This window comes from Pseudomonas sp. GM24 (assembly GCF_000282235.1).
Classification (GTDB): Bacteria; Pseudomonadota; Gammaproteobacteria; order Pseudomonadales; family Pseudomonadaceae; genus Aquipseudomonas.
In genome coordinates this window covers 14,333-36,005 of the sequence record NZ_AKJR01000054.1, presented here as the reverse complement: position 1 = coordinate 36,005, position 21,673 = coordinate 14,333, and the positions used below count along the sequence as shown (strand labels likewise).

Here is a 21,673-nt window from a genome sequence, read left to right as displayed (position 1 = left end):
ACGATATAGCCCGGCCCATAGCCGTGTAAGCCGGCGGATTCTGGCGTACGCGTAGGTAACGGCGCAAGGTGTTGTAGGGAGGATGGCGTAACGGTTTGTGTGTTTTAAACGCGATCACGTCTTAGTGTTTATTGATGAAAATACTGGATGGCGGGGGCTTTGTGTTTTGCGGTGTGTCAGTGCGATTCCCCCCTCACCCCAGCCCTCTCCCCCAAAGGGGGCGAGGGGGAAAGGGAGCAGATCTCCAGGCCTTTCAAAACCTGAGTTCGACTCGGTATCTCAAGTCGGTGCAACTTGCACATTCAGCGCGGTCAGTTCCCTCTACCTCTGGGAGAGGGTTAGGGTGAGGGCTGTCGGTAATATAAAAATCTGAAGAGGAGGTATGACATGAATCGATTGACTGGCGGCTGCCTATGCGGCGATGTCCGTTTCGAAGTGACTGGTCAACCCTACCGCGTCGGCATTTGCCACTGCCTCGATTGCCGCAAACGTCACGGCACGCTCTTTCACACCTCGGCCATATTTCCCGAGGATGCGTTGAAAGTCACCGGCAAAACCCGCGACTTCAACGGGCGCTTTTTCTGCCCGCGCTGCGGCTCTCCGGTGTTCGCGCGTTCCGAAGATGAAGTAGAGGTAAACGTCGGATCACTTGATGAGCCTAATCAGTTCAAACCCACCTACGAACTCTGGACGATTCGCCGCGACGCGTGGCTGCCGGCGCTTCCACTGGCTCACCACTACGAACGTGATCGCGAAAGCACGGGGCGTACCGAAGAATAGTTGCAACCCTCAGCCGACCTTTGTGGGATCACAGCTAGCCTGCTAGCGAATGCGCTAGTTCAGCCAACACCTTCTTTGGCAGACCCGTCGCCATCGCCAGCAGGCTGGCTTCTACAAGGGATTGGTGTGGATCACAGAATTGCGGGTTGGCACAAAACACTGTGGGAGCTGGCTTGCCAGCGATAGCGGTAGGTCAGGCAACAACGATGTTGAAGGTGCCGCCGCCTTCGCTGGCAAGCCAGCTCCCACAGGAATTGAGGTGGGTTGAGGATTTTTGGTGTGACAAATAGCTAATAGGGGAGCCAGCAGGCTGGCTGCCACAGAGATAAGTGTCAGGCACCGGTCCATTTTCAGCCGCGAATAAAGGCTAAAAGATCCGCGTTAATCGTTTCGGCCTCCGTCGTCGGCATCCCGTGCGGGAACCCCGGATACGACTTCAGCGTGCCATTGGGCAGCAACTTGGCCGACAACGGCCCCGAGTCCGCATACGGCACAATCTGATCATCCTCGCCATGCATCACCAGCACCGGCACCGTGACCTTCTTCAAGTCCTCGGTGAAGTCCGTCTGCGAGAACGCGACGATCCCGTCGTAATGCGCCTTCGCTCCGCCAATCATGCCCTGACGCCACCAGTTGGCAATAATCCCCTCCGATGGCGTGGCGCCCGGCCGGTTGTAGCCATAAAACGGTCCGGTCGGAATATCCCGATAAAACTGCGCGCGATTCGCCGCCAGTTGCGCCTGAAAGTCATCGAACACCGATTTCGGCAGCCCACCGGGGTTGCTCTCGGTCTGCACCATCAACGGTGGCACCGCACTGATCAGCACGCCTTTGGCGACGTTGGCCTGACCATGCCGGGCAATGTAATGAATCACCTCACCGCCACCGGTCGAGTGACCGACATGCACCACGTTCTTCAGGCCCAGATGATTAACCACGGCCAGCGTATCGTCGGCGTAATGATCCATATCGTGCCCGTCCCAGACCTGGCTCGAACGCCCATGCCCACGGCGATCATGGGCAACCACCCGGAAGCCTTTGCCGAGGAAGAACAGCATCTGCGCATCCCAATCGTCGGAACTGAGCGGCCAGCCGTGGTGGAAGTGAATCACCGGCGCGTCTTTCGGGCCCCAATCCTTGTAGAAGATTTCGACGCCGTCTTTTGTGGTGACAAATCCCATGTTCGCAACTCCAGACCAATCTGATGGATAACCCGCGCGGTAATCGCGGACCGGTTTCGCTCATGACGAGGTTTTTACTGTGCAGGCTCGGTGAGAGCCGTTATCAACTGTAGGATTAAAGTCGACATCTGCATGACCGGTGGTCGCAACGTCTGGCTTCGTACGCAAATTAGGCTTTGCTGAAAGGGATAAGCCGAGGCGCGCGTAGGCATCGATGGCCACAGCGGCGCCCCTTCAGAACACCGTGAGTCTGAGGAATTTCCCCGATGCTGACCTTGAATATCAATGGCAAGGATCAGGAGCTCGATGTCCCCGCGGACATGCCGTTGCTCTGGGTCCTGCGCGATGTCGCGCACCTGACCGGCACCAAATTCGGCTGCGGCATGGCCCAGTGCGGGGCCTGCACCGTGCACGTTGACGGCGCGCCGTTGCGCGCCTGCATCACCCCCGCGACTGCCGTGGCCCATGGACAAAAAATTCTTACCATCGAAGGCCTGTCCACCGACGGCTCGCACCCGGTGCAGCAAGCCTGGGCCGAACTCGACGTGGTGCAGTGCGGTTACTGCCAGTCGGGGCAGATCATGTCTGCGGCGGCACTGCTGGCGAAAATCCCCAAACCCACCGACAGCGATATCGATCAGGCGCTCTCCGGCAATATCTGCCGTTGCGGCACCTATCCCCGCATTCGCGCAGCGGTTAAGCGTGCGTCGGAAATCGGCTGATTCAATCTGTGGGAGATAGACGATGAACAGTCCTGTATCGCGTCGGGGTTTTCTCAAGGGCAGTGCCGTGTTGGGCGGCGGGTTGGTAGTGGCGTTTGTCGTCCCCGGCGGCCACAAATTTGCCTATGCGGCGGAGAATGAAGGCAAGGTTTTCGCGCCGAATGCGTTCCTGCGCATTGCCGCAGACAACAGCGTCACCGTTTTACTGGGCCATTCGGAGATGGGCCAGGGCATCTGGACCGGCCTGACCATGTTGATTGCCGAAGAACTGGACGCGGACTGGTCGAAGATCCGCGTCGAGCATTCGCCCGCGTCGGCAGCGGATTACGGCATGCCCGCGTTTGGCGGCATGCAGATTACCGGCGGCTCGACGTCGACGTGGATGGAGTTCGACCGTTATCGACTGGCAGGCGCGACGGCGCGGCAAATGCTGGTAGAGGCAGCGGCGAAGCGCTTTGAAGTGGCACCGTCGGCGATTCGTACCGAATCGGGCGTGGTCATCGCTGGTGACAAGCGCGCGACTTACGGCGAGCTGGCAGATGCCGCCGGACAACTGCCGGTGCCGGATCCCAAATCGATCACTTTCAAGGAAGCCAAGGACTGGAAAATTATCGGCAAACCGACCAAACGCCTCGATACCCCGGAGAAAATCACCGGTCGCGCCAAGTTCGGCATGGATGTGCAGTTTGAAGGCCTGATGACCGCGATGGTTTCGCGGCCACCGGTATTTGGTGCCAGCGTTAAATCCTTCGAAGGTGCTGAAGCGCTGGCGGTGCCGGGCGTGCACAAAGTGGTGCAGGTGCCGAGCGGGGTCGCGGTGATTGCTGATCATTACTGGGCGGCGAAACTGGGCCGTGATGCGCTGAAAGTCGATTGGGAATTGGGGCCGAATGCGGACCTGAGCAGCGAGAAACTGCTGGTGAGCTTCCGTAAATTGGCCACGACACAAGGCACGTCGGCCAGTCAGACCGGGGATGCCAAGGGCAGTTTTGGTAAAGCGGCGAAGAAAATCGACGTCGAATACAGCGTGCCCTATCTGGCTCATGCGCCGATGGAGCCGCTCAATTGCACGGTGAAGATCAGCGCCGAGAAATGCGAAATCTGGACCGGCACGCAGTTTCAGACGCTCGATCAAATGGTCGCCGGCAAGATCACCGGGCTGAAACCGGAGCAGGTCGAGATTCACACCGAATTCCTGGGCGGCGGTTTCGGGCGCCGGGCCAACCCGACTTCAGACTTTGTCGCCGAAGCCGTGCAAGTGGCGAAAGCCGCGGCCATGCCGGTGAAAACCGTGTGGTCGCGGGAAGACGATATTCGTGGCGGTTACTACCGTTCGATGTTCCTGCATCAGGCGCGGATCGGGCTCGGTGCCGATGGCCTGCCGTCGAGCTGGCAGCATGTATTGGTCGGGCAGTCGATCATGGCCGGCACGATGCTGGAAAAAACCATGGTCAAGAACGGCGTTGATGCAACGTCGGTCGAAGGCGTTTCCGACAGCCCTTATGTCAAAGGCCTGGCCAACCACCAGGTCGATCTGCATTCACCGCAAACCGGGATCAATGTGCTGTGGCTGCGCTCGGTAGGTCACAGCCACACGGCGTTTGTCATGGAATCGCTGATCGATGAGATGGCCACGGCGGCAGGCAAAGATCCGGTGGAGTACCGACGAACCTTGCTCAAGGAGCATCCTCGGCATTTGGGCGTGCTCAATCTGGCGGTGGAGAAAGCCAACTGGAAAGCACCGTTGCCGGACGGCCATGCGCTGGGCGTGGCGGTGCACGAGTCGTTCGGCAGCTACGTGGCGCAGGTCGCCGAGGTGTCGCAGGACAATCTGGCGATTCGCGTGCATCGCGTGGTCTGCGCGGTGGACTGCGGGATCGCGGTGAACCCGCAGAGCATCGCGGCGCAGATGGAGTCGTGCATCACTTTCGGTCTGGGCATGGCACTGCACAGCAAGCTGACGCTCAAGGACGGCGCGGTGGTGCAGTCCAACTATCACGATTATCAGGTGCTGCGGCTCAACGAGATGCCGGTGGTGGAAGTGCACATCGTGCCCAGCAGCGACAAACCCGGCGGCATCGGCGAGGCCGGTGTACCGCCAACCGCGCCGGCGGTGGCCAACGCGGTGTTTGCCCTGACCGGGCAGCGCCTGCGCGAGTTGCCGCTGCAACTGTCGGGGGTGTGAGATGAAACGACATCTAGTGTTGGGCACGGTGGTTTTACTGGGGCTGGGCGGTTATGCCTCGGACCTGTTCGCCGATGATCAGGAAGCGCTGAAAGCGTTCGGCACGGTGCAGAAAGTTTTCCAGAGCCCGCGTTGCCAGAACTGCCACATTCCCGGTGATTCGCCGTTGCAGTTCGACGCTGGCATCCCCCACGCCATGAACGTGGTGCGCGGCATGGACGGCAAGGGCGCCGCCGGTCTGCCGTGCGCGACCTGTCACGCGGAAAACAATCCGCCGGCCAGCTACGGCCTGCATGCACCGCCGGGTGCGCCGCACTGGAGCCTGCCGCCGGCGGCGCACAAAATGGCCTGGATCGGCCTGCCGCCGGACAAACTCTGCGCGATGATCAAGGACCGCTCGAGCAACGGCGATCGCGACTTTGCTGCGCTGATCAAGCATGTCAGCGAAGACAAACTGGTGCTGTGGGGCTGGAATCCCGGGGCAGGGCGCGCGCCGGTGCCAGTGCCGCACGATATTTTTGTCGCGCAATTCAAGCTGTGGGCCGAGGCGGGCGGGCCATGCCCGGTGGCGCAAATGTGAGCCATTGCCAAATTAGCGCTACGCTTGAAAGCATTGTTGCCAATGGAGTGTGCTGATGCTGGTTCCAGGAAAACCTGCGAATGAAACGGCGCGCGTTCAAGCGTTGCACGGTCTTGAACTGCTCGATTCCGCCCCTGAAGAGCGTTTCGACCGACTGACACGGTTGGCGAAACGCTTGTTCAATGTGCCGATTGCACTGGTGACGCTGGTCGACACCAACCGGCAGTGGTTCAAATCGTGTGTGGGGCTTGATGTCAGCGAAACGCCGAGGGATGTTTCATTCTGCGGCCATGCAATTCTTAACGACGGCCTGCTGTTGGTGCCGGACGCCCGCGAGGATGTGCGCTTCCATGACAACCCGCTGGTCACCGGCGCGCCGAACATTCGCTTCTACGCCGGTTACCCGCTGACTGTGCCCAATGGCAATAAAATGGGCACGCTGTGCCTGATCGACACCAAGCCCCGCGACCTCGACCAGGAAGAGCGTGCGCTGTTGCGTGATCTGGCGGAAATGGCCGAGCAAGAGTTGGCTGCTGTGCAGATCGCGAGCATGGATGAATTGACCTTGCTGTCCAATCGCCGTGGTTTCAAGCAACTGGCGCAGCATGCGCTGGACGCCTGCGCGCGCCTGGAGCGGCCGGCAACCTTGCTGTTTTTCGACCTCAATGACTTCAAGCAGATCAACGATCTGTATGGGCATGCCGAAGGTGACGGTGCGCTGAAGACCTTCGCCGATGTGCTGCGTATTGCCTTTCGCGAAAGTGACGTGGTCGGGCGGCTCGGTGGCGATGAGTTCGTTGCGCTGCTGACCGGCTCCAGCCATGTCGAAACCACAGCGATCATGGCGCGGCTCAAGGATATTCTCGAAGAGCGCAATGCCACGTTGCATCGCGGGTATGCGATTCGCTTCAGCGTCGGGCAGATCGAGTACGACGCCAAGCGCCATGAGACCGTGGATCGGCTGCTGGCGGATGCCGATAGTGCGATGTACGTGCACAAGCAGGCCTTGAAGCGTTGTTGATTCGGGCCTCATCGCTGGCAAGTCGAATCGTCGCACCGCAGCTCCCACAGGGATCTGCAGTGAACCGGGATTTTGTGAACACCCGAGAAACCTGTGGGAGCTGGCTTGCCAGCGATGGCGTCCGCACATCCAACATCGTCATCGGCTGACCCACCGCCATCGCGAGCAGGCTCACTCCTACAATGGTGTCGGGTGTTCTCAAAATCCCGGTTCACCACAAATCCATGTGGGAACTAGCCTGCTAGCGAATGCGTCAGCCCGAACCCTACATATCTATTTGGCAAACAACTGCCCAATGTCTTTAAACGCCTTGAACTCCAGCGCATTGCCGCACGGGTCAAACAAAAACATCGTCGCCTGCTCCCCGACCAAACCCTGAAAGCGAATCCCCGGCTCAATCACAAATTTCGTTTCCAGTGACTGCAAACGCTCGGCCAGCGCCTCCCATTCCTGCATCCCCAACACCACGCCAAAATGCGGCACCGGTACGTCATGCCCATCGACGGCGTTGGTGTGCGCGGCTTCCTGCGAGGCGTTTTTCGGTGCCAGGTGAATCACCAGTTGATGACCAAAGAAATTGAAATCGACCCAGTGATCACTGGAGCGACCTTCCTCCAGACCAAACACCTCGCGATAAAAGTGCCGTGCGGCTGCGAGGTCATACACCGGAATGGCCAGATGAAAAGGGCTGAGCTGCATAGTGAATTCTCGATCAGGTTCGGTTGACTGAGTTTAGTGCTGTGAAATGTGATTGAAAGACGATAGTTTTTGCGTCGAGCTCAAATTATTTCGATCAGTCGAGGTGCGCATGCTGCGTGAACTGAAGACCTTTCTCGCCGTGGCGCGGCATGGCACCTTTGCTGCGGCGGGGTTGCACATTGGCCTGACGCAATCGGCAGTCAGCGCGCAAATCCGCAATCTTGAACAGGCGTTGGGGATTCGCCTGTTCGACCGCACTGGCCGCCAGGCAATGCTCAATCCGGCGGGGCAGCGGGCGGTGCCGATGGCGCAGGAGATGCTGGCGATCTTCAGCCGGATGGCGATCAGCGAGGACGTCAGTGAGTTTCGTGGCGAGCTGAAAATCGGTGCCGTGGCCACTGCGCAAACCGGGTTGTTGCCTCAGGCGTTATTGCGCTTGCGTCAACAGGCACCGGGGCTGGAGCCGAAACTGGTGCCGGGCGTGTCGTTGAATCTGCTCAGTCAGGTAGATGCCGGCGAGGTTGATCTGGCAATCATGATCAAGCCGCCGTTCGAACTGCCCAAAGAGCTGTCGACGCAGGTGATCCGGCGTGAGCCGTTTGTGTTGATCGTGCCGCCGCAGGTCGATGGCGACGATGCGCTGCGTTTGCTCGCCGAACTGCCGCATGTGCGCTACGACCGCAATTCGTTTGGTGGGCGATTGGTCACGCGGTTTCTGCGCGAGCAGCGCATAGAGGTCAACGTAGCGCTGGAGTTGGATGAACTGGAAGCGATCGTGAAAATGGTCGAGTCGGGGCTGGGTGTTTCACTGCTGCCAAAAGCAGGGCTGTGGCTGGAGCATCCGCTCAAGGTCAGAGTGATCGAGTTGGGCGAACTGACGTTCTATCGCGAGATGGTTTTGCTGCAGCGTTACAGTCAGCGCAATCAGCCGATTCAAAAGCTGTTCGCACAGTGTCTGGAATAACCCCAATCCCCTTGTAGGAGTGAGCCTGCTCGCGATCGCAGTGGTCCAGAGACATGAATGTTGCTGACCCGACGCCATCGCGAGCAGGCTCACTCCTACAAGGGATTTGGGTTGTTCAAGAAATAGCAGGCATAAAAAAACCCGCCAGATTGGCGGGTTTTTTATTGGCTAAGCGAAGATCACTCTTCGATGTTGCCCATGGCGGTGGTGTTGAAGCCGCCGTCTACGTACATGATTTCGCCGCTGATGCCCGACGCCAGGTCGGAGCACAGGAAGGCGCCGGCGTTGCCGACTTCGTCGATGGTGACGTTGCGACGCAGCGGGGTTTGCGCTTCGTTGGCGGCCAGCATCTTGCGGAAGTTCTTGATGCCCGAGGCTGCCAGAGTACGGATCGGGCCAGCCGATACGCAGTTGACGCGGGTGCCGTCCGGGCCCAGGGAGCCGGCCAGGTAACGTACGCCAGCTTCCAGCGAAGCCTTGGCCATGCCCATCACGTTGTAGTTCGGCATGGTGCGCTCGGCGCCCAGGTACGACAGGGTCAGCAGGCTGCCGTTGCGGCCTTTCATCATTTCGCGGCCGGCCTTGGCCAGGGCCACGAAGCTGTAGGCGCTGATGTCGTGAGCGATGCGGAAACCGTCACGGGTGGTGGCTTCGGTGAAGTCGCCGTCCAGTTGGTCGCCCGGGGCGAAACCAACGGAGTGGACGATGCAGTCCAGGCCGTCCCACTTCTTGCTCAGTGCTTCGAAGACCTTGGCGATTTCTTCATCGCTGGCCACGTCGCACGGGAAGCACAGCTCAGGGCTCGAACCCCAGCCTTGGGCGAATTCTTCAACACGACCTTTCAGTTTGTCGTTCTGATAAGTGAAGGCAAGCTCAGCGCCCTCGCGATGCATGGCGGCAGCGATGCCGGATGCGATGGACAGCTTGCTGGCGACACCGACGATCAGTACGCGCTTACCGGCGAGAAAACCCATGTGTTGCTCCTCTTTCAGGTTATTGCGCAGTGGCTGGTGCCAAAAAAGCGGCTTCCAGCAACTGCTGTGTATACGGATGTTGGGGGGCGGCAAAAATACTTTGCGCGTCTCCCTGTTCGACCACTTGGCCATGCTTGACCACCATCAGCTGGTGGCTCAGCGCTTTCACCACAGCCAGGTCATGGCTGATAAACAAATACGTCAGGTTGTACTTGGCTTGCAGTGAACGCAACAGCTCCACCACTTGCCGCTGCACCGTCCGGTCGAGCGCGGAGGTCGGCTCGTCCAGCAGGATCAGCGCCGGTTTCAGCACCAAAGCCCGGGCAATGGCGATTCGTTGCCGTTGCCCACCGGAAAATTCGTGGGGGTAGCGGTGCCGGGTTTCCGGATCCAGACCTACCTCCTTCAATGCCGCAATAATCGCCGCTTCTTGCTCCTCGGCGCTGCCCATCTTGTGAATCCGCAGGCCTTCGCCAACGATGTCACTGACACACATGCGTGGGCTCAGGCTGCCAAACGGGTCCTGAAACACCACCTGCATCTCCCGACGCAACGGGCGAACCTCGTTCTGCGTCAGGCAGTCTAGCTGCTTGCCTTCAAAGCGGATCGCGCCTTTGCTGCCGATCAACCGCAAAATCGCCAGACCCAGGGTGGATTTGCCGGAACCGCTTTCGCCGACAATCCCCAAGGTCTGACCCTGAGGCAGGCTGAAATTGATGCCGTCCACTGCTTTGACGTGATCCACCGTGCGCTTGAGCAGGCCTTTCTTGATCGGGAACCAGACTTTCAGGTCCTCGACCTCAAGCAGCGGCGCGCCGATTTTATTGCTCGCCGGGCCTCCGCTGGGCTCCGCGCCGAGCAATTCCCGAGTGTACGGATGCTGCGGCGAACGGAACAGCTCTGCGCACGATGCCTGTTCGACGATGCAACCGCGCTGCATGACACATACGCGATGCGCAATTCTTCGCACCAGGTTCAAATCGTGACTGATCAGTAACAGCGACATGCCCAACCTGGCCTGCAATTCCTTGAGCAAATCGAGGATTTTCAGCTGAACGGTCACGTCCAGCGCCGTAGTCGGCTCGTCGGCAATCAGCAATTCCGGCTCGTTGGCCAGGGCCATGGCGATCATCACCCGCTGACGCTGGCCACCGGACAATTCGTGGGGCAGGGCCTTGAGACGCTTGTGCGGCTCGGGGATGCCGACCATCTCCAGCAGCTCCAGCGTGCGTTTGGTCGCCACTTTGCCGGTCAGGCCCTTGTGGATGCCGAGCACTTCGTTGATCTGCTTCTCGATCGAGTGCAGCGGATTCAGCGAGGTCATCGGCTCCTGAAAGATCATCGCGATACGATTACCGCGAATGTGCCGGATGGTTTTTTCACTGAGGCCCAGCAGGTTTTGCCCGGCGTAGTTGATGCTGCCGGCCGGATGGCGGGCCATCGGGTAGGGCAGCAGGCGCAGGATTGAGTGCGCGGTCACCGATTTGCCCGAGCCGGATTCGCCGACCAGCGCGAGGGTTTCGCCGCGCTTGATGTCGAAACTCACGCCTTCGACGACCCGGTGCACGCGCTCGCCGAAACCGAACTCGACGGCGAGGTCACGCACTTCAATCAGATTGTCCTGATTCATTTCACTTCCTCGGGTCGAAGGCATCGCGAGCGGACTCGCCGATAAACACCAGCAAACTCAACATCAATGCGAGTACGGCGAAGGCACTCATGCCCAGCCACGGCGCTTGCAGGTTGGATTTGCCCTGGGCGACCAGTTCACCCAGCGACGGACTGCCGGCCGGCAAGCCGAAACCGAGGAAGTCCAAAGCGGTGAGGGTGCCGATGGCGCCGGTGAGGATGAACGGCATAAACGTCATGGTCGAGACCATCGCATTGGGCAGGATGTGGCGGAACATGATCGCGCCGTTCTGCATGCCCAGCGCGCGCGCGGCGCGCACGTATTCGAGGTTGCGGCCACGGAGGAACTCGGCGCGCACCACGTCGACCAGGCTCATCCACGAGAACAGCAGCATGATCCCCAGCAGCCACCAGAAATTCGGCTGGACGAAACTGGCGAGGATGATCAGCAGATACAGCACCGGCAAACCCGACCAGATTTCCAGAAAACGTTGGCCGGCCAGATCGACCCAGCCGCCATAGAAACCCTGCAAGGCCCCGGCAATCACGCCGATGATCGAACTCAACACGGTCAACGTCAGCGCAAAAAGCACCGAAATGCGGAAGCCATAAATCACCCGCGCCAACACATCGCGACCCTGATCGTCAGTACCCAGCAGATTGTCCGCCGACGGTGGCGCGGGCGCCGGGACTTTCAAGTCGTAGTTGATGCTCTGATAGCTGTAGGGAATCGGCGCCCACAACACCCACGCATCCTTGGCCTTGAGCAGTTCGCGGATGTACGGGCTCTTGTAGTTGGCTTCCAGCGGGAATTCGCCGCCGAAGGCGGTTTCCGGGTAGCGCTTGATCGCCGGGAAGTACCAGTTGTTGTCGTAATGCACCACCAGCGGCTTGTCGTTGGCGATCAGCTCGGCACCGAGGCTCAGGCCGAACAGGATCAGAAACAGCCACAGCGACCACCAGCCGCGCTTGTTGGCTTTGAACAGTTCGAAGCGGCGGCGGTTGAGAGGGGACAGGTTCATCTCAATGCTCCCGGCTTTCGAAGTCGATGCGCGGATCGACCAAGGTGTAGGTGAGGTCGCCGATCAGTTTCACCACCAGCCCCAGCAGGGTGAAGATGAACAGGGTGCCGAACACCACCGGGTAATCGCGGTTGATCGCCGCTTCAAAGCTCATCAGGCCCAGACCGTCGAGGGAGAAGATCACCTCGACCAACAGGGAACCCGTGAAGAAGATGCCGATGAACGCCGACGGGAATCCGGCAATCACCAACAGCATGGCGTTGCGGAACACGTGGCCGTAGAGCACACGGTGGCGGGTCAGGCCTTTGGCCTTGGCGGTGACCACGTACTGCTTGTTGATCTCGTCGAGGAAGCTGTTTTTGGTCAGCAGGGTCATGGTCGCGAAGTTGCCGATCACCAGCGCAGTCACCGGCAACGCCAAGTGCCAGAAGTAATCGAGGATCTTGCCGCCGAAACTCAGTTCATCGAAGTTGTTCGAGGTCAGGCCCCTTAGCGGGAACCAGTCGAGATAACTGCCGCCGGCAAACACCACGATCAGCAGGATCGCAAAGAGGAACGCCGGGATCGCGTAACCGACGATGATCGCCGAACTGGTCCACACATCGAAGTGGCTGCCGTGCCGCGTGGCCTTGGCGATCCCCAGCGGGATCGACACCAGGTACATGATCAGCGTGCTCCACAGCCCCAGCGAGATCGACACCGGCATCTTTTCCTTGATCAGGTCGATGACCTTGGCGTCGCGGAAAAAACTGTCGCCGAAATCCAGCTGCGCGTAGTTCTTGACCATGATCCACAGGCGTTCCGGGGCCGATTTGTCGAACCCGTACATGTGCTCGATTTCCTTGATCAGCGCCGGGTCCAGGCCCTGCGCGCCGCGATAGGACGAACCAGCCACGGACACCTCGGCACCGCCGCCGGCAATGCGGCTGGTGGCGCCTTCGAAGCCTTCGAGCTTGGCGATCATCTGTTCCACCGGGCCGCCGGGCGCGGCCTGGATGATCACGAAGTTGATCAGCAGGATGCCGAACAAGGTCGGGATGATCAGCAGCAGTCGCCGAAAAATATACGCCAGCATCTGATTACTCCGTGCCCGCAGGGTCGGCTTGCAGTTTGGTTTCGACTTCTATCGCCGGTTTCGCGTCAGGCTTGACCCACCAGGTGTTAATCCCGATGTCGTACTTGGGCGAGACTTTCGGGTGACCGATGTGATTCCAGTAAGCCACGCGCCAGGTCTTGATGTGCCAGTTGGGGATCACGTAATAACCCCATTGCAGCACACGATCCAGCGCACGGGCATGGGCCACCAGGCTTTTGCGCGAGTCGGCGTTGATCAGGTTCTCGACCAGTTGATCGACGATCGGGTCTTTCAAACCCAAGGAATTGCGGCTGCTCGGTTTGTCGGCGGCGGCGCTCATCCAGTATTCGCGCTGCTCGTTACCCGGTGAGTTGGACTGCGGGAAGCTGCCGACCATCATGTCGAAATCCCGCGAACGCACGCGGTTGATGTACTGCGAAACGTCGACGCGGCGGATCACCAGATCGATGCCGAGGTCGCTGAGGTTGCGCTTGAATGGCAGCAATACGCGCTCGAATTCGGTCTGCGCAAGGAGGAATTCGATGACCACCGGTTTGCCGGTGGCGTCGACCATTTTGTCGTCAACGATCTTCCAGCCAGCCTCTTGCAGCAGTTGATAGGCCTCGCGCTGTTGGGTGCGGATCATGCCGCTGGCGTCGGTCTTCGGGTTTTCGAACGCCTCACTGAACACCTGTGCCGGCAGCTTGCTGCGGAACGGCTCGAGGATTGCCCGCTGATCGGCGTCGGGCAGGCCGGTGGCGGCCATTTCCGAGTTCTCGAAATAGCTGCGGGTGCGGAAGTAGGCGCCGTTGAACAGTTGCTTGTTGGTCCATTCGAAGTCGAACAACAGGCCGAGCGCCTGGCGCACGCGCACGTCCTGAAACACTGGACGGCGCAAGTTGTAAACGAAGCCCTGCATGCCGGTCGGGTTGCTGTTGGCGATCTGTTCCTTGATCAAGCGGCCCTCGGTGACCGCCGGAATGTTGTAAGCGTTGGCCCAGTTTTTCGCGGTCATTTCCAGCCAGTAATCGAACTGCCCGGCCTTCAACGCTTCGAGGGCGACGGTGTTGTCGCGGTAGTAATCGGTGGTCATCGTGTCGAAATTGTAGAAACCACGGTTGACCGGCAGGTCCTTGCCCCAGTAATCCTTGACCCGCTCGTAACGCACCGAACGGCCGGCCTTCACTTCAGCAACCTTGTACGGGCCGCTGCCCAGCGGGATTTCCAGGTTGCCTTTGTTGAAATCGCGATCGGCCCACCAGTGTTTTGGCAGCACCGGTAATTGGCCGAGGATCAGTGGCAACTCGCGGTTGTTGCTGTGTTTGAACTTGAACAGCACTTTCAGCGGGTCTTCGGCGATCACTTCGGAGACGTCGCTGTAGTAGCCGCGAAACATCGGCGAGCCTTCCTTGGTCAGCGTGTTGAAGCTGAACACTACGTCATCGGCGCGCACCGGGTGACCGTCATGGAAACGGGCTTCGGGGCGCAGGTAGAAACGTACCCAGCTGTTGTCCGGGGCCTTTTCGATTTTGCCGGCGATCAGGCCGTATTCGGTAAAGGGCTCATCGAGGCTGTGCTTGGTCAGGGTGTCGTAGATCTGCCCGATATCATCGGCGGGCACGCCTTTGCTGATAAACGGGTTGAGGCTGTCGAAGCCACCAAAACCGGCCTGACGAAAGATGCCGCCCTTCGGCGCGTCCGGGTTTACGTAATCAAACTGTTTGAAATCGGCCGGGTATTTCGGCGGCTCGTTGTACAGGGTCACGGCGTGTTGCGGGGCGGCCAAGGCCAGCCCGGCGAACAGCATGCCGCTGGCCTGGACGAGCAGGGCGCGGATCGGTTTCATTGATCTTTCTCCGAAGACTTCAGCCACCACGCGCTCAGGCCCAGGGTGTAGGGCGGCGTGGTAACAAAGGCCAACCGGTTGCGGTAGGCCAGACGGTGATAATTCAGATACCAGTTGGGAATGCTGTAGTGCTGCCAGAGCAGCACGCGGTCGAGCGCCTTGCCGGCGGCGACCTGTTCGTCGCGGGTGCGCGCGGCGAGCAATTGTTCGAGCAGGTGATCGACCACCGGGTTGGCGATGCCTGCGTAATTCTTGCTGCCCTTGACGCTCACCTGGCTGGAGTGGAAGTACTGCCACTGCTCAAGGCCCGGGCTTAGAGTCTGGTTGAGCGTCATCGAGATCATGTCGAAATCAAATTGATCGAGGCGCTGCTTGTACTGCGCCCGATCCACGGTGCGCAGGCGCGCGTCGATGCCGATGCTGTTGAGATTCTCGATGTAGGGCTGGTACAGGCGCTCGAGGTTCGGATTGACCAGCAGCAGTTCGAACCGCAGCGGTTGGCCGCTAGCGTTTTGCAGACGCTGACCGTTGAGCTTCCAGCCGGCTTCGGCGAGCAATGCCAAGGCTTTGCGCATGGTTTTCCGCGGGATGCCGCGACCGTCGGTTTTTGGCAAAGTGAACGGCTCGGTGAACAGCTTGGCCGGCAGTTGTTCCTTGTACGGTTTGAGCATCAGCCATTCATGCCCGACCGGCAGGCCGGAGGTTGTGAATTCACTGTTGGGGTAGTAGCTGGTGGTGCGTTTGTAGGCATCGCTGAACAGCGCGCGATTGGTCCACTCGAAGTCGAACATCAGGCCCAGCGCTTCGCGGGTCTTTACGTCGGCGAACGTCGCGCGGCGGGTGTTCATGAACAGGCCCTGACTCTGGGTCGGGATCTGATGCGGGATCTGCGCCTTGATCACATCGCCACGGCGCATGGCAGGGAAGTTGTAGCCGTTGGCCCAATTCTTCGCCTGATGCTCGATGTAGATGTCGAACTCGCCAGCCTTGAACGCTTCGAAGGCCACGTCGCTGTCGCGGTAAAACTCGACTTCCATGCGATCGAAGTTGTACTTACCGCGATTGACCGCCAGGTCCTTGCCCCAGTAATCCTTGACCCGCTCGAAGATCAACTGCCGGCCCGGCGTCACCGAAGTGATGCGATAGGGGCCGCTGCCCAGTGGCGGTTCGAAGGTGGTGGCCTTGAAGTCGCGGTCTTTCCAGTAATGCTGCGGCAGCACCGGCAATTCGCCGAGGCGCAGGATCAACAGCGGATTGCCGGAGCGCTTGAGCACGAAGCGAATGCGCTGTTTGTTGAGAATGTCGACCCGCAGCACTTCCTGCAACGCGGTGCGGTACAGCGGATGGCCGTCCTTGAGCAGCGTTCGATAGGAGAACGCTACGTCGTAGGCGGTGATCGGCGTGCCATCGTGAAAACGCGCCTCGGGACGCAGATTGAAGACGACCCAGCTGCGATCTTCGCTGTACTCCACCGATTGCGCGATCAAGCCGTAACTCGATGCGGGTTCGTCGCCGGACGGCGAATACTGGCCGGTGCCGACCATCAACGGCTCGTTCAGCTCATTGATGCCGTACTGGAGGAAATTCGCTGTGGTGACCGGGCTGGTGCCCTTGAAGGTGTACGGATTGACCGTATCGAAGGTGCCGAACGCCATCACCCGCAACGTACCGCCCTTGGGCGCTTGCGGGTTGACCCAGTCGAAGTGGGTAAATCTGGCCGGGTACTTGAGCGTGCCGAACTGCGCATAACCGTGACTTTCGGTAATCGTCGCGCTTGCGGTTGAGCTCAAGGCCAGGCTGATCAGGAGCAGGAGGAGGGCACGCTTCAAGTCAGATCCGATCCAGGCGGCTTGGGCTTAGTGGGCCGTACAGTAACAGCTTGTCTGGACAGGAAAAAGATGCGGGTTAATGCGGAGTTAATCGTTTGCGCGAAGAGCCCCTCACCCTAACCCTCTCCCGGAGGGAGAGGGGACTGACCGAGTTGTTTGTTCGAGCTACGCCGACCTGAAATACCGAGCCGAACTCACGTTTGAAAAGCCCCTCACCCTAACCCTCTCCCGGAGGGAGAGGGGACTGACTGTGGTGTCTAGGCGAATTGCACCGACGTGCGATATCGAGCTGAACTCAGATTTTGAAAAGCCCCCGATCGGCTCCCTTTCCCCCTCTACCCCTTGGGGGAGAGGGCTGGGGTGAGGGGGATCGATCTAAAGCACGCCACAAAATCCGAACCAAAAAAAAGCCCCTGAAAATTCAGGGGCTCGTCTGTCAGTGCGGCTGATAAACCGTGAGCATCTGCCCCGGCTTCAACGCCTTGCCCGCACCCGGATTCCAGCGCTTGAGATGCTGCATCTCAACGTTGAAGCGCTTGGCTACCACGTACAGCGTATCGCCGCGTTTGACCTTGTACTGAGTCTGCTGCGCGCTGTCGTCCTTGCCTTTGCTCTTGCTGTTGGCCGCAATCACCGTGTTCACACGGCCGGACTTGCGAGCCGGAGCACGCTTGGTGGTGTCCTGCATGACCAGAGTCTGGCCAACTTTGAGGTTCTTGCCGGTCAGCTTGTTCCAGCGTTGCAGATCCTTGACTTCGACCTTGTTGGCCTTGGCAATGGAACCGAGGTTGTCACCACGCTTCACGCGATAAGCCCGCTTGAGCTTGGCCACTTCCGATGGGTCAGCACCCTCGAACACCGGCTTCAGCGAACGCGGGCTGATCAGTTCGTCAGGCCGCATGGTCTGCAAACTGGCGGTCAGCAATTGCGCCTTCGACGTTGGCACCAGCAAATGCTGAGGGCCATCGATGGTGGTGCGTTGCTTGAAAGCCGGGTTGAGCTGGAACAGTTCGTCTTCGTCGATGTTGGCAACCGCGGCGACTTTGGACAAATCCATGCGCTGGTTGATTTCGACGACCTGGAAGTACGGTTCGTTGGCAATCGGGTTGAGGTTCACGCCGTAAGCTTCCGGCGCCAGCACCACTTGCGACAGTGCCAGCAACTTCGGCACGTACGCCTGGGTTTCCGCCGGCAGCGGCAGGTTCCAGTAATCGGTGGGCAGGCCAAGCTTTTCGTTGCGTTCGATCGCGCGGCTGACCGTGCCTTCGCCGGCGTTATATGCCGCCAGGGCCAGCAACCAGTCACCGTTAAACATGTCGTGCAGACGGGTCAGGTAATCCATCGCTGCCGTGGTCGAAGCGGTGATATCGCGACGGCCATCATAGAAGCGGGTCTGACGCAGGTTGAAGTAACGCCCGGTGGACGGAATGAATTGCCACAGACCCACCGCATCGGCCCGCGAATAGGCCATCGGGTTATAGGCGCTTTCAATCACTGGCAGCAGGGCCAGTTCCAGCGGCATGTTGCGTTCTTCGAGGCGTTCGACGATGTAGTGAATATAGAGACTGCCGCGTTCGCCGGCGTTCTCGAGGAAAGAGGGATTGCTGGCGAACCACAGGCGCTGTTGCTCGATGCGCGGGTTGACGCCGAGGCCTTCCTGCAGCTGAAAGCCCTGGCGCATGCGTTCCCAGATGTCCTGGGGAACCTGTGGGCTGGGCTTTTCGGTCAGCCAGATCGGCTTCTGCTTGGCTCGCGCAGCAATGTTCGGCGTATGGGTCGCTTCAGTCTGCGGAGCATGGCTGGAACAGCCCGCCAGCGTGGCGGACACAGCCACCGCGATAGCTTGCGCCAGGCGGGTCAATGCGTCTGAATTGACGGACTTACGTATGGATGACGACATTGGCTGGAAGTAAGTTCCGGGCAAAAATGTCGGGGGATTCTAGAAAGCGCACCCCCCTAGGTCAACCATTCAGAATTTTTGTACCAAGCGGCGGGGTACTTAGAACTTATCTTTCCAGGCCCGCAGAGCCGCAAATACCTCACTCGGCGCCCGGTTTTGAGCGCCTGCCCGTTCGTCCACTTTTTGTGTAACTAATGTTTCAGTGGTGCGCAAAAACGGGTTTGTGAGCTTTTCCAGGGCGAGCGTCGAGGGCAGGGTCATCACACCGTTTTGCCGCTGCTGGGTGACTTTTTCCAGACGGGCGGTAATGTCCGGGTTCGTCGGTTCGACGGCGGCGGCAAACTTGAGATTGCTCAGAGTGTATTCATGCGTGCAGTAGACCAGCGTATCTTCCGGTAACGCTGCAAGGCGGCTGAGAGAATGGTGCATTTGCTCCGGCGTGCCCTCGAACAGGCGACCGCAACCGGCGGCGAACAGGGTGTCGCCGCAGAACAGCAGGCCGTGGTGGTAATAGGCAATGTGTCCCAGGGTGTGACCGGGCACCGCATAGACGTCGAAGTCCCAGCCGAGCACGCTGACCGTGTCGTTGTCCTTGAGCGCCACATCGCGCCCCGGAATGTTTTCGCTGGCCGGGCCGTAGACCTTGGCGCCGGTCGCCGCTTTCAGGCGTTCGACGCCGCCGACGTGATCATGATGGTGGTGGGTGATCAGAATGTCGCTCAACACCCAGCCCGGGTGCGCTGCAAGCCATGCCTGTACCGGCGCGGCATCGCCCGGATCGACCACCGCGCAGCGCTGGGTGCGGTGATCCTGTAACAACCAGATGTAGTTGTCGGTGAACGCGGGCAGGGCACTGATCTGTATCATCGTCGGAATTCGCCAAGCGGAAAACATTGGCGCATCTTAGTAGTTCCTGGCGCTTTGGAGAATGCGATGAGTGATAAAGCGTTCGCACAGGCTGATCCTGACTGGCTGGCCCTGATCGGTGCAGCCCGTGAATGGCTGTCCGGCCCGCTCGGGCAATTTCTGCTCGATGAAGAGCGGCGCATGCTCGAAGACGAGTTGGGCCGGTTCTTTGGCGGTTATCTGGTGCATTACGGCCCCTCGGCCGAAACCCCGCCGGCGGCGCCGCAAGTGCAGCGCAATGTGCGCCTCGGTGCGCCGTTGCCGGGGGTCGAGATTGTCTGCGAAGAGCAAGCCTGGCCGCTGAGCGAGCATGCCGCCGATGTGGTGGTGATGCAGCACGGCCTGGATTTCTGCCTGTCGCCCCACGGTTTGCTGCGTGAAGCAGCGAGCAGCGTGCGCCCCGGCGGGCATTTGCTGATCATCGGCATCAACCCGTGGAGCACCTGGGGTCTGCGCCATGTTTTCGCCCACGACGCCTTGCGTCAGGCGCGCTGCATCTCGCCGTCGCGGGTGGCCGACTGGCTCAATCTGCTGGGCTTTGCGCTGGAGAAACGCCGCTTCGGGTGCTATCGTCCGCCGCTCGCGTCACCCAAGTGGCAGGCCCGTCTGGCCGGCTGGGAACGCAAGGCCGGTGACTGGCAGCTGTCGGGCGGTGGCTTCTATTTATTGGTCGCGCGCAAGATCGTCGTGGGGCTCAGGCCGTTGCGGCAGGAACGTCGCGAGCCGATGGGCAAGCTGATTCCGCTGCCGATGGCCAAGGTCAACCGCCGCCGCATCGAACCGTAAACCTTCTTTTATTTGTGGCCGGGCTTGTCCCGGCCTCGGTCATTGTCGATCCGTGATCGGCAAGACAGGCATTTTTCTGGATAGAGTGGCATGAGCGAAAGCGTTGAAAGCGTCGACACCGTAGAACTGTTCACTGACGGCGCCTGCAAAGGCAACCCCGGCCCGGGCGGCTGGGGCGCCTTGCTGGTGTGCAAGGGCGTCGAAAAGGAGCTGTGGGGCGGCGAAGCCAACACCACCAACAACCGCATGGAACTGCTCGGCGCGATCCGTGGCCTCGAAGCCTTGAAGCGTCCGTGCGAAGTGCTGCTGGTGACTGACTCGCAGTATGTGATGAAGGGCATCAACGAGTGGATGGCCAACTGGAAAAAACGTGGCTGGAAAACCGCCGCGAAAGAGCCGGTGAAGAACGCTGATCTGTGGAAAGAGCTGGACGAGCAGGTCAACCGCCACAAAGTCACCTGGAAATGGGTGCGTGGGCACATTGGTCATCACGGTAACGAGCGGGCGGACCAGTTGGCTAACCGTGGTGTCGACGAAGTGCGCGGTTACAAGCAGAGCTGATTTTGCCCTTACACCGTGGCGCGGCCTTCGCGAGCAGGCTCGCTCCCACAGGGAAATGCATTCCAGATCTGATGCCCTAAGTTGGAATGCATTCCAATGTGGGAGCGAGCCTGCTCGCGAATGGGACGCCACGGTCTGACTGAAACACCCCACCGAGCGTGTTAACATCCGCGTTTTTTGCAAGATCGACCCGTTGAGAGCTGAACACTGATGGCCACCAGATCCGTTGTACTCGATACCGAAACCACCGGCATGCCGGTGACCGATGGTCACCGGATCATTGAAATCGGCTGTGTCGAACTGATCGGCCGACGCCTGACGGGCCGGCATTTTCACGTTTATCTGCAGCCGGATCGCGAGAGTGATGAAGGCGCCATCGGCGTTCACGGCATCACCAACGAGTTCCTGGTCGGCAAGCCACGCTTTGCCGAAGTCGCCGATGAGTTTTTCGAGTTCATCAAAGGCGCGCAGCTGATCATCCACAACGCGGCGTTCGACGTTGGCTTCATCAACAACGAATTCGCCTTGATGGGCCAGCAGGATCGCGCTGATATCACCCAGCACTGCTCGATCCTCGACACCCTGATGATGGCCCGGGAACGTCACCCGGGGCAGCGCAACAGCCTCGATGCGTTGTGCAAACGTTATGGCGTCGACAACTCCGGCCGTGAATTGCACGGCGCTTTGCTCGACTCGGAGATTCTCGCCGACGTCTACCTGACCATGACCGGTGGCCAGACCAGTCTGTCGCTGGCGGGTAATGCGTCTGACGGCAATGGCACCGGCGATGGTGCGGACAACTCGGCGACCGAGATTCGTCGTTTGCCGGCGGATCGCCAACCAGCGCGAATCATTCGTGCGACGGAAGAGGAGCTGGCGGCGCATCTGGTGCGGCTGGAAATTATTGCCAAGTCTGCCGGTGGCCCGGCGTTATGGACGCAGATCGCCGAAGCCGACGCCCAGGCCTGAAGATCAAGAGATCGCAGCCTGCGGCAGCTCCTACATTGAAATGT

General features: G+C 59.8%; 19 protein-coding genes. 9 read left to right on the top strand and 10 right to left on the bottom strand.

The window, feature by feature from the left end; translation table 11 throughout:
- The first annotated feature begins 387 nt into the window (after nucleotides 1-387).
- Nucleotides 388-780 (top strand): GFA family protein, encoded by a 393-nt coding sequence (locus tag PMI23_RS08795; RefSeq protein ID WP_007910607.1) that lies wholly within the window; start codon nucleotides 388-390, stop codon nucleotides 778-780.
- A gap of 350 nt (nucleotides 781-1,130) precedes the next feature.
- Here the strand turns inward: PMI23_RS08795 and PMI23_RS08790 are convergent, their stop codons facing one another.
- Complete coding sequence (locus PMI23_RS08790; protein WP_007910605.1) at nucleotides 1,131-1,961, bottom strand: alpha/beta fold hydrolase; 831 nt, start codon at nucleotides 1,959-1,961, stop codon at nucleotides 1,131-1,133.
- A 266-nt stretch (nucleotides 1,962-2,227) separates the two neighbouring features.
- Between PMI23_RS08790 and PMI23_RS08785 the strand changes: the two genes are divergently transcribed.
- Genes PMI23_RS08785 through PMI23_RS08770 form a run of 4 tightly spaced genes read left to right on the top strand, consistent with a single transcriptional unit; the run spans nucleotide 2,228 to nucleotide 6,469 of the window.
- Nucleotides 2,228-2,683: a (2Fe-2S)-binding protein gene (locus PMI23_RS08785; RefSeq protein WP_003224136.1), complete on the top strand. Its 456-nt coding sequence runs from the start codon at nucleotides 2,228-2,230 to the stop codon at nucleotides 2,681-2,683.
- A gap of 22 nt (nucleotides 2,684-2,705) precedes the next feature.
- On the top strand, nucleotides 2,706-4,868 hold the full coding sequence (locus PMI23_RS08780; protein WP_007949762.1) for a xanthine dehydrogenase family protein molybdopterin-binding subunit: 2,163 nt from the start codon (nucleotides 2,706-2,708) through the stop codon (nucleotides 4,866-4,868).
- Between the two features lies 1 nt (nucleotide 4,869).
- Entirely contained in the window at nucleotides 4,870-5,448 is a 579-nt protein-coding gene (locus tag PMI23_RS08775; protein WP_007910597.1) for a hypothetical protein, read from the top strand.
- A gap of 55 nt (nucleotides 5,449-5,503) precedes the next feature.
- Nucleotides 5,504-6,469 carry a GGDEF domain-containing protein gene (locus tag PMI23_RS08770; protein ID WP_007910596.1) on the top strand — a complete coding sequence of 322 codons (966 nt, stop codon included), beginning with the start codon at nucleotides 5,504-5,506 and terminating at the stop codon, nucleotides 6,467-6,469.
- Nucleotides 6,470-6,742: 273 nt separating this feature from the next.
- On the opposite strand, the gene PMI23_RS08765 is transcribed toward PMI23_RS08770, so the two are convergent.
- Nucleotides 6,743-7,168: a VOC family protein gene (locus PMI23_RS08765; protein ID WP_007910594.1), complete on the bottom strand. Its 426-nt coding sequence runs from the start codon at nucleotides 7,166-7,168 to the stop codon at nucleotides 6,743-6,745.
- A gap of 109 nt (nucleotides 7,169-7,277) precedes the next feature.
- Between PMI23_RS08765 and PMI23_RS08760 the strand changes: the two genes are divergently transcribed.
- The gene (locus PMI23_RS08760) at nucleotides 7,278-8,132 is read left to right on the top strand and encodes a LysR family transcriptional regulator (protein ID WP_007910593.1); all 855 of its coding nucleotides are present in this window, start codon (nucleotides 7,278-7,280) and stop codon (nucleotides 8,130-8,132) included.
- 179 nt (nucleotides 8,133-8,311) lie between these two features.
- Here the strand turns inward: PMI23_RS08760 and fabI are convergent, their stop codons facing one another.
- The 8 genes from fabI to gloB form a co-directional block, all read right to left on the bottom strand.
- Nucleotides 8,312-9,106: an enoyl-ACP reductase FabI gene (fabI, locus tag PMI23_RS08755; RefSeq protein WP_007910591.1), complete on the bottom strand. Its 795-nt coding sequence runs from the start codon at nucleotides 9,104-9,106 to the stop codon at nucleotides 8,312-8,314.
- A 19-nt stretch (nucleotides 9,107-9,125) separates the two neighbouring features.
- Nucleotides 9,126-10,736, bottom strand: a complete 1,611-nt coding sequence (locus tag PMI23_RS08750) for an ABC transporter ATP-binding protein (RefSeq protein WP_007910589.1) — start codon at nucleotides 10,734-10,736, stop codon at nucleotides 9,126-9,128.
- 1 nt (nucleotide 10,737) lies between these two features.
- Complete coding sequence (locus PMI23_RS08745; RefSeq protein ID WP_007910587.1) at nucleotides 10,738-11,757, bottom strand: ABC transporter permease; 1,020 nt, start codon at nucleotides 11,755-11,757, stop codon at nucleotides 10,738-10,740.
- A 1-nt stretch (nucleotide 11,758) separates the two neighbouring features.
- Nucleotides 11,759-12,832, bottom strand: a complete 1,074-nt coding sequence (locus tag PMI23_RS08740; protein ID WP_007910584.1) for a microcin C ABC transporter permease YejB — start codon at nucleotides 12,830-12,832, stop codon at nucleotides 11,759-11,761.
- A 4-nt stretch (nucleotides 12,833-12,836) separates the two neighbouring features.
- On the bottom strand, nucleotides 12,837-14,678 hold the full coding sequence (locus PMI23_RS08735) for an extracellular solute-binding protein (RefSeq protein ID WP_007910582.1): 1,842 nt from the start codon (nucleotides 14,676-14,678) through the stop codon (nucleotides 12,837-12,839).
- A complete protein-coding gene (locus PMI23_RS08730; RefSeq protein ID WP_007910579.1) occupies nucleotides 14,675-16,507 on the bottom strand; it encodes an extracellular solute-binding protein in 1,833 nt (610 codons plus the stop codon). The genes PMI23_RS08735 and PMI23_RS08730 overlap by 4 nt, the downstream gene beginning before the upstream one ends.
- A 436-nt stretch (nucleotides 16,508-16,943) precedes the next feature.
- The gene (locus tag PMI23_RS08725) at nucleotides 16,944-18,407 is read right to left on the bottom strand and encodes a transglycosylase SLT domain-containing protein (RefSeq protein ID WP_007910577.1); all 1,464 of its coding nucleotides are present in this window, start codon (nucleotides 18,405-18,407) and stop codon (nucleotides 16,944-16,946) included.
- 99 nt (nucleotides 18,408-18,506) lie between these two features.
- Complete coding sequence (gene gloB, locus PMI23_RS08720; RefSeq protein WP_007910575.1) at nucleotides 18,507-19,274, bottom strand: hydroxyacylglutathione hydrolase; 768 nt, start codon at nucleotides 19,272-19,274, stop codon at nucleotides 18,507-18,509.
- 66 nt (nucleotides 19,275-19,340) lie between these two features.
- Here gloB and PMI23_RS08715 point away from each other — a divergent pair, with 66 nt between their 5' ends.
- The 3 genes from PMI23_RS08715 to dnaQ all read left to right on the top strand — a co-directional run bounded on the left by PMI23_RS08715 (nucleotide 19,341) and on the right by dnaQ (nucleotide 21,629).
- Nucleotides 19,341-20,099 carry a class I SAM-dependent methyltransferase gene (locus PMI23_RS08715; RefSeq protein ID WP_007910573.1) on the top strand — a complete coding sequence of 253 codons (759 nt, stop codon included), beginning with the start codon at nucleotides 19,341-19,343 and terminating at the stop codon, nucleotides 20,097-20,099.
- Nucleotides 20,100-20,189: 90 nt separating this feature from the next.
- The gene (gene rnhA, locus PMI23_RS08710) at nucleotides 20,190-20,660 is read left to right on the top strand and encodes a ribonuclease HI (protein ID WP_007910572.1); all 471 of its coding nucleotides are present in this window, start codon (nucleotides 20,190-20,192) and stop codon (nucleotides 20,658-20,660) included.
- A 210-nt stretch (nucleotides 20,661-20,870) separates the two neighbouring features.
- Entirely contained in the window at nucleotides 20,871-21,629 is a 759-nt protein-coding gene (gene dnaQ / locus PMI23_RS08705) for a DNA polymerase III subunit epsilon (RefSeq protein WP_007910571.1), read from the top strand.
- The last annotated feature ends 44 nt before the right edge of the window (nucleotides 21,630-21,673 follow it).

Bases quoted from the DNA above. Each gene is read 5' to 3' on its own strand.
- PMI23_RS08715 (WP_007910573.1), top strand. From the start codon at position 19,341: ATGAGTGATAAAGCGTTCGCACAGGCTGATCCTGACTGGCTGGCCCTG.
- PMI23_RS08735 (WP_007910582.1), bottom strand. From the start codon at position 14,678: ATGAAACCGATCCGCGCCCTGCTCGTCCAGGCCAGCGGCATGCTGTTC.
- PMI23_RS08740 (WP_007910584.1), bottom strand. From the start codon at position 12,832: ATGCTGGCGTATATTTTTCGGCGACTGCTGCTGATCATCCCGACCTTG.
- PMI23_RS08785 (WP_003224136.1), top strand. From the start codon at position 2,228: ATGCTGACCTTGAATATCAATGGCAAGGATCAGGAGCTCGATGTCCCC.
- PMI23_RS08750 (WP_007910589.1), bottom strand. From the start codon at position 10,736: ATGAATCAGGACAATCTGATTGAAGTGCGTGACCTCGCCGTCGAGTTC.
- dnaQ (WP_007910571.1), top strand. From the start codon at position 20,871: ATGGCCACCAGATCCGTTGTACTCGATACCGAAACCACCGGCATGCCG.
- PMI23_RS08770 (WP_007910596.1), top strand. From the start codon at position 5,504: ATGCTGGTTCCAGGAAAACCTGCGAATGAAACGGCGCGCGTTCAAGCG.
- PMI23_RS08775 (WP_007910597.1), top strand. From the start codon at position 4,870: ATGAAACGACATCTAGTGTTGGGCACGGTGGTTTTACTGGGGCTGGGC.
- PMI23_RS08780 (WP_007949762.1), top strand. From the start codon at position 2,706: ATGAACAGTCCTGTATCGCGTCGGGGTTTTCTCAAGGGCAGTGCCGTG.
- PMI23_RS08765 (WP_007910594.1), bottom strand. From the start codon at position 7,168: ATGCAGCTCAGCCCTTTTCATCTGGCCATTCCGGTGTATGACCTCGCA.
- PMI23_RS08745 (WP_007910587.1), bottom strand. From the start codon at position 11,757: ATGAACCTGTCCCCTCTCAACCGCCGCCGCTTCGAACTGTTCAAAGCC.
- fabI (WP_007910591.1), bottom strand. From the start codon at position 9,106: ATGGGTTTTCTCGCCGGTAAGCGCGTACTGATCGTCGGTGTCGCCAGC.
- PMI23_RS08760 (WP_007910593.1), top strand. From the start codon at position 7,278: ATGCTGCGTGAACTGAAGACCTTTCTCGCCGTGGCGCGGCATGGCACC.
- gloB (WP_007910575.1), bottom strand. From the start codon at position 19,274: ATGATACAGATCAGTGCCCTGCCCGCGTTCACCGACAACTACATCTGG.
- PMI23_RS08725 (WP_007910577.1), bottom strand. From the start codon at position 18,407: ATGTCGTCATCCATACGTAAGTCCGTCAATTCAGACGCATTGACCCGC.
- PMI23_RS08795 (WP_007910607.1), top strand. From the start codon at position 388: ATGAATCGATTGACTGGCGGCTGCCTATGCGGCGATGTCCGTTTCGAA.
- rnhA (WP_007910572.1), top strand. From the start codon at position 20,190: ATGAGCGAAAGCGTTGAAAGCGTCGACACCGTAGAACTGTTCACTGAC.
- PMI23_RS08790 (WP_007910605.1), bottom strand. From the start codon at position 1,961: ATGGGATTTGTCACCACAAAAGACGGCGTCGAAATCTTCTACAAGGAT.